Here is a 16,908-nt window from a genome sequence, read left to right as displayed (position 1 = left end):
TTTTGTATGTTTTGTCTAAACGTCGAATTTCTGTTTGGATAAAAGATATAATGAAGTCAGTTGTGGTAACGGTTACAATATCATTATAATCAACTGCTTCATCGAAATGACATATCAAGCGGGAGGAAGAACATGAAATATGACTTGATCATTAAGGGCGGCAATGTTGTGTTTTCAGACCAAGTTAAGAAAGTTGATATCGGGGTCAGAAATGGAAAAATAGCGGCAATGGCCGAATCCATAACCGATCCTGCAGATGGGGAAATACATGCTGGCGGGCAATATGTGCTGCCGGGCATGGTGGATGCCCATGTACATATGAACGAACCCGGGCGAACCGAATGGGAAGGGTTTGTGACAGGGACGCAAGCCTTGGCTGCGGGCGGTACAACTTGTTATATAGATATGCCGCTAAATGTCCTTCCAGCAACGGTGGACCGGGCTTCTTTCCGATTAAAAAGGGAAGCGGCAAAAGGAAAAAACTATATTGACTATGCTTTTTATGGCGGCCTTGTTCCGGGGAATTTGGATCAACTAGAGGAACTCGTTGAAGAAGGAGCCGTTGCCTTTAAATGTTTTATGGCCACTTGTGGATCTGATCTGCCAGGGGATTTTAAAAATGTCGATGATCACACTTTATACGAAGGAATGAAAAAGCTGGCTGAACTGGGGCAAGTATTAGCGATCCATGCTGAAAATGCGGTCATTACAGACCGCCTCGGTGAGGAAATGGAAAAGCAGGGAAGAACTTCGGCTGAAGATTATACCGCGTCGCGTCCCGTTTTTACAGAAGTGGATGCGGTCAAAAGAGCCTTGTACTTTGCCAAGGAAACAGGCTGTATGCTTCATTTTGTGCACATCAGCTCGGCAGAGGCGGTAGAAGAAATTGTCAAAGCCCGCAACGGCGGGCAGGACGTAACGATTGAATCTTGCCCCCACTATTTTACGATCACCGCCGCCCAGTTTGCGGCTATCGGGCCGGCGGCAAAATGTTCGCCGCCATTGCGGAATGAAGAGGAGCAGAAAAAACTTTGGAAAAAGTTGATAGAAGGAAAGATTGATATAGTGGCCTCGGATCATTCACCTTGTCCAACAGACCTAAAACAAAACCCTGCAAATAATATGTTTGAAGCGTGGGGGGGAATCTCGGGGTGTCAAAATAGTGTGGACTTACTGTTTGACGAGGCCGTTTTAAAGCGTGGGGTTCCGCCTGCCAGATTTGCCCGTATGATTGCCGCCAATCCTGCCAAACGATTCAATATACCGAATAAAGGAACCATTGCCATAGCGAAGGATGCTGATTTCATATTGATTGATTCAGGACAGTCCTATATCGTTCAGAAAGACGATCTGTTTTATAAACATAAGCACAGTCCTTATATCGGCCGAAAAATAAATTGCCGCATCACAAAGACAATCGTTCGGGGGAATCTCGTTTATGATGTTAATCGTGGATTTATAGGAGAGCCGATCGGCCAATTTATCACACATAAAAAAACGCCCCACATGGCAAATTAAAAAAATCATGCAGGCATAGTGGAGATGTCTAAAAAAGTCCAATCAGAGTAAACGCATTAAAATTTAAAACCCGAGAATGTTGATTTACAGCATTCTTGGGTTTTGTTTTTTAGTTTTCAAGTTTGAATTATACTTTGCGGACATCCCCACTTTTTGTATGGAAAATAGATTTCTTTATTGATAATGGCTAATTTGCTGAACGTTTTTTAGCTGTTAGTGTTAATGATAAATAAAAGAAAAATATTTAAAATGAAACATAAACTGGGAAATGACTCGCAAACAAAGGGGGGATAAGAGTATGGCGGCCCAATTACAAAATGCCACAAACCATGACATAGAAAAGTTGGGAAAAGAGGCTATTGACAGGCTCGTTTGGCTCGGAAGATTTGGAAAGGATCCGGCAGGGGGCGTCACCCGCCTGCTTTATTCAAGAGAATGGGTGGAAGCTCAAAGGGCCTTAAAGCAATGGATGGAGAGCGAGGGGTTTGTAGCACGTTTCGATGAAGTTGGGAACTTAAGCGGCATTTTAGAGGGCGCCAACGCAGATGAAACCATTCTGACCGGATCACATATTGACACCGTGACAAATGGCGGGCTCTATGATGGCCAATATGGCATTGTGGCAGGCATGATTGCTATTAAATATCTCAAAGACCATTTCGGCAAGCCAAAAAGGAATATCGAAGTCATCTCATTTGCGGAAGAAGAAGGGAGCCGGTTTCCCTATACTTTTTGGGGGTCAAAAAATGTCATTGGAAAAGCATCACGGAAGGAAGTAGAACGTATTCAAGATGCAGATGGTATTTCTTTTATAGAAGCAATGAAAGCGTCGGGATTTACTTTCAGGGATGAATCAAAACCTCCACGGCAGGACTTAAAGGCATTTATCGAAGTGCATGTGGAACAGGGACAGGTGCTTGAAGCAGAACAGAAGAGTATCGGTATTGTATACAGCATCGTTGGCCAAAGAAGGTTCTCTATAGAGGTTACTGGCGAAGCAAACCATGCCGGAACAACGCCGATGAAATACCGGAAAGATGCGGCCTATGCAAGCAGCCATATGATCTATGAAATGATTAAACTGGCTGAGCAATATGGAGATCCGTTGGTAGCTACCGTCGGAAAAATCACATTTATTCCCAATAATGTAAATGTTGTGCCTGGAAAAGTGGTTTTTTCATTGGATGTTCGCCACCCGGATAAACAGGCAATCGTTCAGTATTCCGATTTATTCAAGGAGAAAATAAGAGGGATCTCCAAAGAACATGAAGTAGAAATATCCATTAACATGCAGCTCGATACCGATCCGGTCCCGATGGCTCCCCAATTAGTAGAACTGATTGAAAACGGTTGCAAGTTAAATAAATTCAGCTACAAATTGATGCATAGCGGGGCGGGGCATGATGCTCAAATGATGGCCGAAACGATCCCGACGGCAATGATATTTGTTCCAAGCCGAAAGGGGATTAGCCACAATCCCGCAGAATACACGGATTACCGGGATTTGGGCAAAGGAGTTAAGACTTTGATTGGTATTTTATACGAATTGGCATATTAGGATTCAATAAAAGAATAAAAAGGAGTTTATAAAGATGAGCTATCCGAAAGATCTATTAACGAGCAGTACCGTTAAAGAGTTATTATCAAGCAGATCCATTATTGAACCGGGAAAATACGCACTGATTACACCTGAAGGTTTGGTGAACAACATCATCCCGGGATTTGAGAATTGTATCATTTCCATTTTGGCTTCTCCAAAGCTTGGGGCGAGCTTTGTTGATTATATAGTAACGATGCAAGACGGCGGGAAAAACATGGAAGGTTTTGGCGGCCAAGCTAATATAGAAACGTTTGTTTACGTAATTGATGGAAATATAAAAGCCGCTGCGGGGGAACAGGAATTCATTTTAGAGGAAAGTGGCTATTTATACTGTCCTCCAGGAGTAAAAATGTATTTGGAAAATCTACGGAACGGTCAATCAAAGTTGTTTCTTTACAAGAAAAAATATCGGCCTCTTGAAGGCAGGAAGCCGTGGGTTTATTCCAATCATGCCGACCATATCGATTATGAAATATATGACGGCTTGCATAATGTCCATATTAAGGATTTGCTTCCTGCGGATTTGGATTTTGACATGAATTTTCATATTTTATCTTTTGATCCGGCCGCAAGCCATCCTTTTATAGAAACACATGTTCAAGAACATGGCGCCTATCTGTTGAGCGGCCAAGGGATGTACAATTTGGACAATCAGTGGGTTCCGGTTCAAAAAGACGATTACATTTTCATGGGGCCCTATGTACAGCAAGCAGCGTACGCGGTAGGAGAGGAAAATTTAACTTATGTTTACTCCAAGGATTGCAATCGTGATGAAGATCTTTAAAAAAAGGGGGAGCTAAAGGTGGAAAATAAGACAACATTAAGCGTTGCCCAGATTTTAAAAGAAAGAGTCTTTGAGATTGATAAAATTGCCAAATTTGACCCGGATGAACCACAGAAAAACTATTTTTATGAAACGGACAAAACAGTTGGAGCTATTTGGTGTCTAGAACCAGGGCAGGAAGTATACATCCACTCTCATTCAAATGTCGATGATATGTGGGTCTGCATAGAAGGAGAGGGCATCTACTTTCCAGACTTGGAAAATGAAATCCCAATCAGAGAGGGAATGGTCTTATTGGCAAGACCAAACGAAATCCACGGAATGCGAAACACTGGAAAAGGCCGTTTTATGTTTGTTGGATTTGCAGCCGGCTCATTGCCGATGGATATTACGAGATATTAAACAGCCGTCTGTTTATAACTGTAAACTCCATTTGGAAGTAGTGATGTCTGAATGACAAAGCAAGAAGCTGTCATAACTTTATTTTCCTCATTCCAATGGCTCTTATTTATCTTTGTAAATACAGTCGTGGTTCCTATATCGGTCGGTGCTGCATTTCAGCTTCCATCAGAAGTCGTTGAAATGACCATTCGCTACTCTTTTATCATCACAGGAGCCGCCTGTATATTGCAGGCCTGGGCAGGGCACCGTTATCCCATTTTAGATAGCCACTCAGGCTTAATGTGGGGACTTATCCTAAATTTGGGGATTTCTGCCTCCGCTCTTGGAATGGATTTCTCCACAGTCGGAGGGGGAATTGCAACAGGTGTTCTGTTGGCGGGCATTGTACTGATTTTTATGGCGGCGTTTGACCTTATTTCTATCATCCAAAAAATCATTACACCCATGGTGATGAGCGTCTACACATTTTTGCTTACCTTTCACCTTACTTTTGTTTTTTTTAAAGGCATGTTTAAAATGACCGAAAGTGGAACATTTGACCTTCCTGTCAGCTTTTTTTCAATCGGAGTTGTCATTTTCGTTATCTTTCTGATGATAAAAGGCGGCAAAAGAATAGCCAACTTTTCCATCTTGATCGGCATGACCGGAGGCTGGTTATTGTACCGGATTCTTTTTCCCTCTCATGCACCTGAAGAAGGGGTTGCGGCCGCGAAGTTTATCATCTTTCCTTTTGGAGTTCCAAACTTGGAGTTGGGCATCATCATTGTCTCTTTTTTCGGAGTCCTGATGAACTTAACGAATACATTTGTTTCAATTAGGGCTGCTGCTGAAATATACAAGGAAAAGATCCAACATCACCAATATAGGAAGTCGATTTTTATTATTGTATTTTTACGTCCATATCGGCTGTTTTCGGCCTGGTGCCCTATACGCCTTTTACATCCACGATCGGATTTTTGGAAAGTACAAAGCTATTAAAAAAGAATCCTTTCTTTATTGGCGGGCTGATGTTTATGTTGCTGGGAATTATACCGCCCTTGGCCGCCTTTTTGGGAACCATGCCGCTGACCGTGGGGAACGCCGTTTTATTTGTTGCTTACCTCCAATTATTTGGAACTTCATTAAATAGTTTAAAGGGCATGCTCTTTAATTCTCATACAATCTATCGTTTGGCGGTTCCAGTCATCATAGGTGTATGTGTAATGAATATACCTCCAGAACAATTTGGCAGCGTACCGCCTTTTATGCGGCCGCTTATATCAAATGGGTTTATGATGGGAGTTCTTATATCGATATTTTTGGAGAAATTTGTGAATTGGAATAAAGTGACTTCCAAATTGAAAGCCGGATAATAATGTTGCTCTTGCCACCATAAGTATTGGCCGGCGGAATTATCCGCCATTTCGATGGGCAAATTTTTTTGGTACGCGATGAAAATAAGGAGTTTGACCTCTATGCCGATACAAATAAAAAATGTTACTACGCAAAAAAATAATACTGGACACCCATATGGATCAAACGAATCATTACGCCCAAAAACAGAAGAGGGAAGAACAGTCGGTCCAATTTCTTATATGTTTATGTGGACCGGAGAAGGTATCAATTTGGGAAATATGACGCTGGGAGCAAGTTTGATTGTTGCCGGAATCGCGACATTAAATGTTTATCAAACATTTATGGCAGCAATCATAGCGGTCTGTATCGTATCGGTCATATTTGCCTTAAATGATCGGGTCGGATATCAAACAGGGATTCCTTATGTCATACAGCTTAGAATGTCATTCGGCTTAAAAGGATCTGTTGTTTCAGCGCTCCTTCGGGGGGTTCCCGGTATCATTTGGTTTGGGTTTCAGAGTTGGATTGGCGGCACGGCATTAAATGAAATCGCCAAGATCATGACCGGAGGCGCTTTTGACAGTGTCCCTGCTTGCTTTGTCTTGCTTCAAGTCTTGCAAATAGGGCTTTCCTTACATGGATTTAAAGCTGTGAAGTGGGTGGAAACAGCTGTATCCATTATGATTTCATTGGGCCTTGGCTATGTCTTGTTTGTCCTTCTGACGAACCACTCTGCTTTGATTGTTGAAAAATGGGTTGCTGCAAAGGGATCTTGGGGATTGCCGTTTTTTGGGTTTATTATGATGTTGATCGGTTATTATTCGGCACTCTTTTTAAGTGCGGCGGATTATTCACGAGAATTGAAAACAGGCATCAGCAACAAAGCGCGCGTATTTTTGTATTTTTTCCCTATTATGCTGGCATTCGTTCTGACGCTTTCAATTGGCGCAATGCTTGCTTCTGTCACTGGGATTTCCAATCCCGTAAAAGCTTTTGCCATCGTAGTTGACAATTCATATATCACATTCGTTGTATCCGCCTTTATAGTGATTGGCGCCATTGGCGTAAATATGATGGCAAATATTATTCCGCCAACTTATGTCATTACGTTACTGACAAAATTACATTACAAGCCAGCTGTTATCATAACGGGTTTGCTGGCATTATGCTCATTCCCGTGGGTGCTTGTGCAAGATTCATCCGCAAAAGGCCTTGGGATGTTTATTCTGATCTATTCCGCATTTTTAGGTCCGATTGTTTCGATATTGCTGATAGAATATTATATTTTGAGAACGCAACAAGTACATATACCGGATTTGTATAAAGAAGACGGCCCATTTGCCGGATTTAATCCGGCCGCCATCATGGCGCTGATTATCGGGGCGGCAGCGGCTTTTATCATGGTGGAGCTGGCATGGGTCGTTGGAGCGATCACTTCCGGTATTGTCTATATTCTGTTAATGAAATATGCATATAAGCAGTCTGAGTTTAGAAAAGGAACCATATTTGATCAATGAACCGGCCCTATGAGGGATTTATCCGGTATGAACCGGCTGTATGCCTCGTGACTTCAAGAAATCGGGGCAAAACGAGAATGATGAGTGGAGGACCAACAGCCTGTAAAAGCCTATGCCGCTGCTTTGTCCTGCCGACTTGAAACAATCGTTTTTTCAAGAATGTCGATCAAAAGGCTTCGCGACGTACAGGGTGTATGAGCGCTAGCGAAGCGACAGACAAAGGAAAGCTTCGTTGTTATAGTATAAGCTATTATAGTATAAGCTACATGATCGTTAGCGCACGGAGGAAAAGGATAAGTTTTTTCCGAAGATATCGCTGCATGAGCTTGCCAACAGGACACTTTCGATCTTGTTCCCTTTCTGATACGGGGGCTTAGAGGTTGTGTGGCAACGCGTCTGCATGGCCCACAATTTTGAAGGCCTGGTTCTACTGCGGCTTTATACTTTAACGAGAATAGCATTTTGGTATTCGTTTTATCTGAAATGAATAAAACCGGCCAACCTTTTTAGTTATTTTCAATAATGATTCAGAAGTTGAAAGCGCTTAATGTATATATTAAGACAAATTTCACCGAATATTTTTAAAAAATACAACTATATTGGAGGAGGATGCATGATGCCAAACAAAGAAATGTTGTTAATACCCGGCCCAACACCGGTCATTGATCCTATTTATAAGGCGTTGGCCCAAGAAACCCGGAGTCATACAGATCCCCGATTTGCCGAACTGTATACAAGTGCCATTTCCAAGACAAAAGAAATGCTGCAAACAGATGGTGAGACATTTGTCATTTCCGGTTCTGGAACACTTGCAATGGAAATGGCGTTGGTGAATACAGTTGCGCCGGGGGAGAAGCTTTTGGTCATCAGCCAAGGATTTTTCGGAGATCGATTTAGCAAATTGGGAGCAGCATTTGGGATTGAGGTTGAAACAGTCCAATCGGAATGGGGCAAACAAGTTTCACCGGCCGAAGTGGAAAAAAAGTTGAAAAAAGGCGGTTTCAAGGCAGTTACGATTACGCATGCAGATACTTCAACAGGGGTAAAAGCGGATTTGGATTCGCTCATTCCTGTCATTAAAAAATATGATGCGCTTGTCATTTTGGATGGTGTTTGTGCTACTGCCGCAATGGAAGAGAATATGGGAAAAGCGTATGGGGGCAACCCGGCTTATAAAATAGATGTCGTATTAACAGGTTCGCAAAAGGCTATTGGAGTGCCACCAGGCATAGCGGTGGTAGCCTTTAATCAAACAGCATTGGCCGCCCGTGAAAAACTCGGAAAAGTGCCTGCTTATTATTGCGATATTTACAATTGGCTACCTGTTATGCACGATCCGCAAAAATATTTTGCAACGCCTGCCATCAATTTGGTCTATGCGTATGAACTTGGGATGAGGCTCGTGTTGGAGGAGGGCTTGGAAAATAGATATGAACGGCATGAAAAATTTGGAAGAGCCGTCAGGGCAGCGTTGAAAGCGTACGGTATGACACCATTGGCAGAAGAAAAAGTTGCGGCCCCGACATTATCTTGCATTCTTTATCCAGAGGGAGTCAATGACGCTGCTTTCCGTAAACAATTAGCCGGGAAGGGGCTCATTGTGGCAGGAGCGCTAGCTCACTTGGCTGGCAAAGCCTTCCGCATTGGCCATATGGGCAACACAACGAAAGAAATGCTTGAAAAGGCGGTTCGTTTCATTGGTGAAACGCTGAATGAAATGGGTTATTCTGCAAATGTTGATGGGGCGATAGCGAGATTTCAGGAGGAGTTCTCCAAAGTTCCGGTGTAAATAAAACAGGGTGATGATCAAGCAAGCAAAAATCAATTTATGATATATTTGGCCGTCGGAAATGGAGGAGAAAGAGATGGAAAGCTATCTGAATGTAAATGAAATTCAAGTGGCTCCCGCTTTGTACAAATTTATTGAAAGAGAGGCCTTGCCCGGGAGCGGGGTTGAGAGCGGGGTGTTTTGGAGGGGGTTGAGCAGACTTATTCAAGATCTTGCTCCCAAAAACAGGAAACTTTTAAAAAAGCGTGACATGTTGCAACGAAAAATAAATGAATGGCATCACAAACATACAGATCACTTTGACTTGACAGAGTATAAATCTTTTTTAAAAGATATTGGGTACTTGGAGCCTCCTGTAGACCATTGTAAAGTCACAACCAAAAATGTGGATCAAGAAATGGCAAATATGGCGGGACCACAATTGGTTGTTCCGGTCAATAATGCCAGGTACGCTATTAACGCGGCAAATGCCAGATGGGGAAGTTTGTATGATGCCCTGTACGGAACAGATGCCATTGATGAGGAAAATGGAGCACGCCGAATGAGTGAATATAACCCGGTTCGCGGACAAAAGGTCATTCAGTACGGAAAAAAATTTCTGGACCAAATCGCGCCCCTTCACGGAGCATCTCATAAAGAAGCGGTCAATTATTATATTGACGGGAGAAAGCTTGCTGTTCAATTAAATAACGGAAATAGAGTGTGTTTGCTCAATCAAAAAAAGTTGGCTGGCTACCGTGGAAGTGTTGAAAATCCGACTGCCGTTCTGTTGAAAAACAATGGTTTGCATGTTGAAATTCAATTTGACCCCCAACATCCTGTCGGTAAAACAGATCCGGCAGGGATAAAAGATATATTGCTAGAATCTGCTTTATCAACGATCATGGATTGCGAAGATTCCGTCACAGCAGTGGACGCGGAAGACAAAGTCGATGTGTACCGAAACTGGCTTGGTTTGATGAAAGGAACATTAACAGCTGTATTTAAGAAAAATGGAAAAATCGTTCATCGAGTACTGAATGAGGATCGGAAATACATGTCACCGGATGGAGAAGCGTTTCAGCTTCCCGGCCGCTCGCTGCAGCTCGTCCGCAATGTAGGTCATTTAATGACAACGCCTGCGGTTTTGGATCATAATGGGGAAGAGATTCCCGAAGGGATTTTGGATGCGGTTGTCACCAGTTTAATTGCTAAGCATGATCTGCTTGGCAACACCGCAAAGAAAAATTCTAAAAAAGGCTCTGTATATATTGTCAAACCTAAAATGCATGGTTCGGAAGAAGTAGCTTTCGCCAATGAACTGTTTAATCGGGTAGAAGATCTGCTCGGCCTTGCCCGGCACACTTTGAAAATGGGCATTATGGATGAGGAACGGCGGACGTCGTTAAATTTGAAAAATTGCATTTACGAAGCAAAAGAAAGAATAGCCTTTATCAATACGGGTTTCCTTGATCGGACAGGAGATGAAATCCATACTTCTATGGAGGCTGGACCCGTAATAAGAAAAAATGAAATGAAAAAAGCCAATTGGCTCAGTGCATATGAACAATCCAATGTGTACACGGGCCTTGCGGCCGGGCTGCCCGGCCGGGCGCAGATAGGGAAAGGCATGTGGGCAATGCCGGATAAAATGAAAGACATGATCGAACAAAAAATGGGCCATGTCGAGGCGGGGGCCAGCACAGCTTGGGTACCGTCTCCGACAGCTGCGACATTGCATGTCTTACATTATCACAAGGTGAATGTTTGGGATGTACAACAACAGCTATCCCGTTCAATCAAAGACTTGCAAAATGACATGCTGGATATTCCGCTTGAAAAAAATCCCCACTTCAGCAAAGAAGAAATTCAAAAAGAGCTTGATAATAACGCTCAAGGGATACTGGGATATGTTGTCCGCTGGGTGGAACAGGGTGTCGGCTGTTCAAAGGTGCCTGATATTCACGATGTCGGTTTAATGGAAGACCGGGCTACCCTGCGAATTTCAAGCCAGCATATCGCCAATTGGCTCCGCCATGGCATTTGCACGAAGGAGCAAGTTATGACAACGATGAAACGGATGGCAAAAGTTGTGGATCAGCAAAATGCGGGAGATCCGGCATATAGACCGATGTCAGGCGATTTTGATCGTTCCGTGGCATTTCAGGCTGCGTGTGACCTTGTATTTAAAGGACGAGATCAGCCAAATGGTTATACCGAGCCCATTTTGCATCGTCGCCGTTTAGAATTCAAGGAAAAGACATCTATTCAGCACACATAAGGGAACCAGGTTAAGTGAAGTCTTCGAAAATGATGTGGTGTGAAACACAGTTGCTCGTATTTTGAAAATGTTTAAGCCGCAAAAATCTAATAACCTCTTTATATAAACTCCCCTTAGCCGGATACCGTGTTAGACGAGGTATAGGTTAAGGGGGATTTTTTATCCATTTGAACATTCTTATAGTTAAGAATTTATGATGTAGTATTATTTTTTTAAGCGGTATATAATTCTATTTGCAAGCGCTTACAAATATATTAATATAATAATGGCTAGGAGGAATGCGGATGGTAACGTTTATTGAATGGCTGTCGGGCGTAATATGGAGTTCCCCCCTTATTTATTTGTCGCTTGGTATTGGCATCTTGTTTTCGATCATGACTCGTTTTATGCAGCTTCGTCTTATTAAGGAAATGCTTAAGCAATTATTCTCTGGAAAAAGTTCAAGTGCAGGAATTTCATCGTTCCAAGCGTTGTCAGTTGCGGTTTCGGGACGGGTCGGAACTGGTAATATCGCAGGAACAGCGACAGCGATTGCCTTTGGGGGTCCGGGCGCGGTCTTTTGGATGTGGGCGATTGCATTTTTGGGTGCTAGCACCGCGTATGTAGAATCGACATTAGCCCAAATATATAAAGTAAAGCAAGACGGACAATACCGCGGCGGTCCTGCCTACTATATAGAAAAAGGGATGGGGAAAAAGTGGTACGCGGTCATTTTTGCAGTGGCTACGAGTATTGCGATGGCTCTTCTGATGCCAGGGGTGCAGTCCAACTCGATTGCGACTGGACTTGAAAATGCTTTTGGAATCAGTACTGTTATTACCGGTATTGTCATCGTATTATTATTGGGCTTTATTATTTTCGGTGGTATTAAAAGAATTGCGAAAACGGCTGAATTCGTTGTCCCGTTCATGGCTATCGGCTATGTTCTTGTTGCCTTGATCGTTATGGCGTTTAACATCACGGAATTGCCGGCAGTTATTGCTTTAATCTTTAAAAGTGCTTTCGGGCTTGATTCTGCCTTCGGGGGAATTCTCGGAATGGCGATTTCCTGGGGGGTTAAACGGGGAATTTATTCAAACGAAGCCGGCCAAGGGTCAGGCGCGCATGCTGCGGGGGCAGCTGAAGTGTCGCATCCCGCAAAGCAAGGAATTGTTCAGGCGTTTTCGGTTTATGTGGATACCTTGATCGTATGTTCGGCGACCGCTTTCATGATCATCGTTACAGGCATGTATAATACGGTTCGTCCCGACAAATCTTTTATCGTCAACCGCCTCGGCGATGTGGAACCGGGCCCAGTTTACACCCAGGCGGCAGTGGAATCCGCTTTACCCGGATTTGGCTCGGCTTTTGTGGCCATCGCGCTTTTTTTCTTCGCATTTACGACTATCATGGCTTACTATTATATCGCCGAGACGAATGTCGCTTATTTGACGCGGGGAAAAGACGGAAAGATTCCCATGTTCATTGTAAAAATCGTCTTGTTGGCTGGCGTTTTTTATGGAAGTGTCAGAACGGCAAAGGCTGCTTGGGATCTCGGGGATGTCGGGCTTGGGATCATGTGCTGGCTTAATTTGATTGCCATTTTGATCCTGTTTAAACCAGCGATGATCGCCTTAAAAGACTACGAGGAACAGAGGAAACAAGGGCTGGATCCTGTATTTGATCCTCAGAAAGTGGGCATTAAAAACGCCGACTTTTGGGAAAGTGACGATTTTAAAAAAAGGGATGTCAGTTAAAAGACTGCCGGACTGCTTGAGCGGTCCGGCCATTTTTTTGCCTCGACAATGCTTATGGGAACCCCGCATATCACTATACATCGTCCACCTCAAAATAGCTCCGTATCGATTCAGACGTAAAATCTTCAGACTGAAGCATCTCAACAGAAATTTGGAAATAGGGTGGCCGGCGCCGAAATTTTCATGTGAATTTCATTTAAATATCACAAATATCCGTTATGCTAAAATAAGATGAAATTGTTTTGGCGGAAGGTGAGAAAGTGAAGAAAAAAACCCATCTTCTTTTTATATTGTTCATCATTTTGCTGGCGGGCTGCCAAGATAAAAGCTATCAACCTGTAAAGGAAGGCCAAGAGTTTGCCGCTACGTTAAACTTGGGGGAGTTCAGCATTGATTTTTTGAACAAAAAAGGAGAAGTATTTGGCCACTGGGAACTGCACAAAGCCTATACAGGCGCAAGGCTGCTTCCTGATGGGGATACATTGTTGTTATTCGGGCCAGAGCTTGAAGAAGTCGACTTTTATTCATTGAAAACGGGAAAGCTAAAGCGGTCGTTCAAGACCGGGAAGGGCATTGTCAACGGTGTCTATCTTAAAAACAATTCAGGATTTGCTTTTGCCGATAAGGAAAGCAATGCAGTCCGATTTTTCAATAAAAACGGAGAAGAAATCAAAAGTGTGAAGACGAAGCCATATCCGCTTGAAATGGAAACAGACGGGCAGTATATATATGTTGCTTCTTTCAAAGGAAAAGCGTTGGCTTTTATCAATTTAGACGATTATTCAATTGAAAGCGAGCTTTCGATTCCGGCATCAAGCACCGGCATGCTGTTGCGCAGCAAAGAAAGCGAATTATGGATAGGGGGACATGGAGAAGGGACGAAGCCCCAGTCCTTCATCGCAGTCTATTCATTAAAAACACAAGCATTGAAGGAACAGATTCCCGCGCCGCTGATGCCTGTTGATTTTTATGAAAATAATTACGGTTTGTATGCCCTAAGCCACGGAACGAACATGTTGTATCGTTTTGATTTTGACAAAAAGCTGAAAGCGCAAGTCGAAGTAGGGGCGAATCCTTTTGCCGTCAGTTCTTTTTCGGGAAAAATGATTGTAGCCGGGTTTGACAGTAATGAAGTGTATTGGATTGATCCGGAGACATTGGAAATTGAAGGGAAAACCAAGGTGGGCAAAGGTCCATTCGGAATTTTTACACGCGAGAAGGTGGAATAATGGTACATGTTTTAATTGTCGATGATGAAGAGGATATGAGGCATTTAATCTCGATGTACTTGCAAAATTCCGGTTATAAAACTTCGGAAGCAAAGGGACACGAAGAGCTTTATCATTTTTTAACGAAGGAAAAAATAGATCTTGTTTTGCTCGATATTATGCTTCCCGGCAAGGATGGCTTTGATATCTGTCAAGAAATCCGGGAAAAAAGCGAAATTCCGATTATTTTTTTATCAGCAAAAGGAGAGGAATGGGACAAGGTTAAGGGGTTGAAGCTTGGCGGAGATGATTATATCGTAAAGCCATTTTCTCCCGGTGAACTTGTTGCCAGAATAGAAGCTGTTTTAAGAAGATCCGCTTATAAGCGAAATACGAAGGCGACGATTGAGATAGGGAGCTATTTCATGGACTTGGAAAGGAGAAGGCTTGAGATATTCGGTATCGAAACGGAGCTGACATTTAAGGAATTCGAACTGTTGAAAGTCATGATGAGCGAGCCGGGAAAAGTGTTTTCCAGAGAGGCCCTGCTGGATCAGGTGTGGGATATGTCTTACCAGGGAGGGCCAAGGACGGTGGATACCCATATTAAAACCTTGCGGATGAAAGTTGGAGAAAGCGCGGGGAGATATATTCAAACTGTTTGGGGCTGCGGATATAAATTTGAGGTGCCAAAATGAGGCTGTCTCGAAAATTGTCTTTGGCCTTATTAGTCGCTTTTCTTGTCTCAATTGTGTACGCTTCTTTTTTTTCGTATATGCTATATGAAAGTTTGTACGTCAAAAAATTGGAAAAGGATATGCTTGAAACCGGAAAGCGGCTGGCTCTTTCATATGAAGGGGGAGCTGTGGAAAACTCCTTGATAGAGGACATTAACGCGTTCGGGGAAAAATCGCAGTTTGAAGTGTTTGCTGTGAAAAATCCCAGGGAATTGAGCATGTGTTTGCCTTTTGAAATAGATTATCACGCTTTGATTAGCGGAGAGGACCGGGAAAAGCTGTTAACAGGCGCTCCCGTTTATCGAAAAGGGCATGTGGAGCGGCTGGATCGGGATGTCATTTCGGTTGTTGTCCCGCTGCTTGACGGCAAAAGGCTGGAGGGCATTATCTATTTATACTATCCGCTCGAAAATTTAAGTGAAATGATTTTTCGGTATTCTGTGTATTGGCTTGCCGGGGCATTTCTTTTTTTACTCGTTGCGCTTACGATCGGGAATAAGTGGCTGAAGCGAACACTTAAACCGATCACCGACATGAAAAATGCCGCTCGCGAGCTTTCATCGGGAAATTTGTCTGTAAGGGTAGCCGATTATCATGATGACGAGATTGGACAGCTTGCCAAAACGTTCAATGAAATGGCGGAATCTGTCCAAAAGGAAGATGATCGGAGAAAGGAATTTTTGGCCAATGTCTCGCATGAACTTCGAACACCGCTCAGCTACATTATTGGTTATATGGAAGCCATCCAAACGGGTGTCGCCAAAACGGAAGACAAAGAAAAATATGAGCACATTATTTTGCGGGAAGCGAACCGGATGGAACGGCTTGTTGATGATTTACTTGATCTTGCCAGGTTTGAATCCAGGGAATTTTCGTTAAAGATGGCGCCGATTCCGCTTGCACAAACGATTGAGGAATCCATCAACAAGGTAAAACACCGAATGGATGAAAAAGGGATCCATTTGGAAAGCTGTTTTGATTACGAATTAATTGCGGAAGCAGATGAGGAACGGCTTATTCAAATGTTGATGAATATATTGGATAATGCGATTAACTATACAAATCCGGGAGGGAGCATATTCGTTTCCCTTACTTTGGAGGACGAACGCTTTGGAGTTATTACGATCGCGGATACCGGGCAGGGAATTCCCGAAGCGGATTTGGCCCAAATAACGGAACGCTTTTACCGGGTTGATAAAGCAAGGACACGCAAGCAAGGCGGTACAGGGCTTGGGCTCGCGATTGTAGACAGGCTGGCGAAGCTGCATGGAGGAACGATGACAATTTCGAGCCAAGTTGGCAAGGGCACTTCCGTCTCGATCAAGCTGCCGCTTATGTAACGTTGTTTCGTTAATTGGTAACGCGGATTTCACATCTTTCACACATAATCATGTTACACTGAGTTGATGACAAGAATCATAGTGTTGGGGGTAAATAAATTGAACAGGATACGTTCGTTTTTAATTTTGGCTTTCGCCATTGGTTTATTGGGAGCATGTGGAAGTACCCAAGATCAAAACAACGGAGTTAGCGATAAGGTTCCCGAGGTACTTGAGGTAGAGCTTGAAGGTCCTGATACTGCCGATGTAAATGAAAAAGTCGTTTTTACAGCCTTGGTGACACAAGGCGATGAAAAAGTGAAAGACGCCGATGAGGTGGAGTTTGAAATTTGGGAAGAAGGAAAAAAAGAAGAGGGAGAAAAGATTGAAGCGAAAAACAATGAAGACGGCACTTATGAGATGGAAAAAGCGTTTGATCGCGAAGGAGCATTTACTGTTCAAGTCCACGTGACCGCACGCGGCATGCACAATATGCCGAAAAAGTCGATCACCATTGGTGAGGGGACTCAGGGTAAAGGCGGACAAGATGAACAAGCCGAGTCCACTGATAATGGCATGCACCATTAAGCTTCGTAAGAGAAAAGGAACCGCCTGCTTATAGAGAAAAGCAGGTGTGCGCTTTTTCAATAAAAAAAATAGGTTGACTTCGATGCGCTTTACACCTATGTGCTGTTATATTGTA

The 16,908-nt window shown here is 43.3% G+C and carries 14 protein-coding genes; all 14 read left to right on the top strand.

The genetic code is table 11. The features are described 5' to 3' along the window. Positions 1 to 132 precede the first annotated feature (132 nt). A complete protein-coding gene (gene allB / locus MHB50_RS13050; RefSeq protein WP_205177867.1) occupies positions 133 to 1,518 on the top strand; it encodes an allantoinase AllB in 1,386 nt (461 codons plus the stop codon). A gap of 298 nt (positions 1,519 to 1,816) precedes the next feature. Further along, a complete protein-coding gene (gene allC, locus MHB50_RS13045; protein WP_077109838.1) occupies positions 1,817 to 3,076 on the top strand; it encodes an allantoate deiminase in 1,260 nt (419 codons plus the stop codon). 34 nt (positions 3,077 to 3,110) lie between these two features. Then, positions 3,111 to 3,902, top strand: a complete 792-nt coding sequence (allE, locus tag MHB50_RS13040; protein ID WP_077109839.1) for a (S)-ureidoglycine aminohydrolase — start codon at positions 3,111 to 3,113, stop codon at positions 3,900 to 3,902. Between the two features lie 18 nt (positions 3,903 to 3,920). Next, complete coding sequence (locus MHB50_RS13035; protein WP_205177860.1) at positions 3,921 to 4,304, top strand: cupin domain-containing protein; 384 nt, start codon at positions 3,921 to 3,923, stop codon at positions 4,302 to 4,304. 51 nt (positions 4,305 to 4,355) lie between these two features. Further along, complete coding sequence (locus MHB50_RS13030) at positions 4,356 to 5,282, top strand: purine/pyrimidine permease (protein ID WP_339164054.1); 927 nt, start codon at positions 4,356 to 4,358, stop codon at positions 5,280 to 5,282. Then, positions 5,225 to 5,656, top strand: coding sequence for a purine/pyrimidine permease (locus MHB50_RS13025; RefSeq protein WP_339164052.1), 432 nt, complete (start codon positions 5,225 to 5,227; stop codon positions 5,654 to 5,656). The genes MHB50_RS13030 and MHB50_RS13025 overlap by 58 nt, the downstream gene beginning before the upstream one ends. Before the next feature lie 102 nt (positions 5,657 to 5,758). Beyond that, entirely contained in the window at positions 5,759 to 7,156 is a 1,398-nt protein-coding gene (locus MHB50_RS13020; RefSeq protein ID WP_077109841.1) for an NCS1 family transporter, read from the top strand. Between the two features lie 616 nt (positions 7,157 to 7,772). Then, positions 7,773 to 8,945, top strand: a complete 1,173-nt coding sequence (locus MHB50_RS13015) for an alanine--glyoxylate aminotransferase family protein (protein WP_077109842.1) — start codon at positions 7,773 to 7,775, stop codon at positions 8,943 to 8,945. A 76-nt stretch (positions 8,946 to 9,021) separates the two neighbouring features. Next, positions 9,022 to 11,205 (top strand): malate synthase G, encoded by a 2,184-nt coding sequence (locus tag MHB50_RS13010; protein ID WP_077109843.1) that lies wholly within the window; start codon positions 9,022 to 9,024, stop codon positions 11,203 to 11,205. Between the two features lie 284 nt (positions 11,206 to 11,489). Further along, positions 11,490 to 12,941: an alanine/glycine:cation symporter family protein gene (locus MHB50_RS13005; protein WP_077109844.1), complete on the top strand. Its 1,452-nt coding sequence runs from the start codon at positions 11,490 to 11,492 to the stop codon at positions 12,939 to 12,941. A 260-nt stretch (positions 12,942 to 13,201) separates the two neighbouring features. Continuing rightward, positions 13,202 to 14,170 (top strand): WD40 repeat domain-containing protein, encoded by a 969-nt coding sequence (locus MHB50_RS13000; RefSeq protein ID WP_339164049.1) that lies wholly within the window; start codon positions 13,202 to 13,204, stop codon positions 14,168 to 14,170. After that, positions 14,170 to 14,847: a response regulator transcription factor gene (locus MHB50_RS12995; RefSeq protein WP_077109845.1), complete on the top strand. Its 678-nt coding sequence runs from the start codon at positions 14,170 to 14,172 to the stop codon at positions 14,845 to 14,847. The genes MHB50_RS13000 and MHB50_RS12995 overlap by 1 nt, the downstream gene beginning before the upstream one ends. Further along, entirely contained in the window at positions 14,844 to 16,226 is a 1,383-nt protein-coding gene (locus MHB50_RS12990; RefSeq protein ID WP_339164047.1) for a HAMP domain-containing sensor histidine kinase, read from the top strand. The genes MHB50_RS12995 and MHB50_RS12990 overlap by 4 nt, the downstream gene beginning before the upstream one ends. Positions 16,227 to 16,325: 99 nt before the next feature. Next, complete coding sequence (locus MHB50_RS12985) at positions 16,326 to 16,793, top strand: FixH family protein (protein ID WP_236016918.1); 468 nt, start codon at positions 16,326 to 16,328, stop codon at positions 16,791 to 16,793. The last annotated feature ends 115 nt before the right edge of the window (positions 16,794 to 16,908 follow it).

It is taken from the genome of Siminovitchia sp. FSL H7-0308, assembly GCF_037980985.1.
Classification (GTDB): Bacteria; Bacillota; Bacilli; order Bacillales; family Bacillaceae_C; genus Siminovitchia; species Siminovitchia thermophila.
This window is presented reverse-complemented; position numbering and strand designations above follow the sequence as displayed.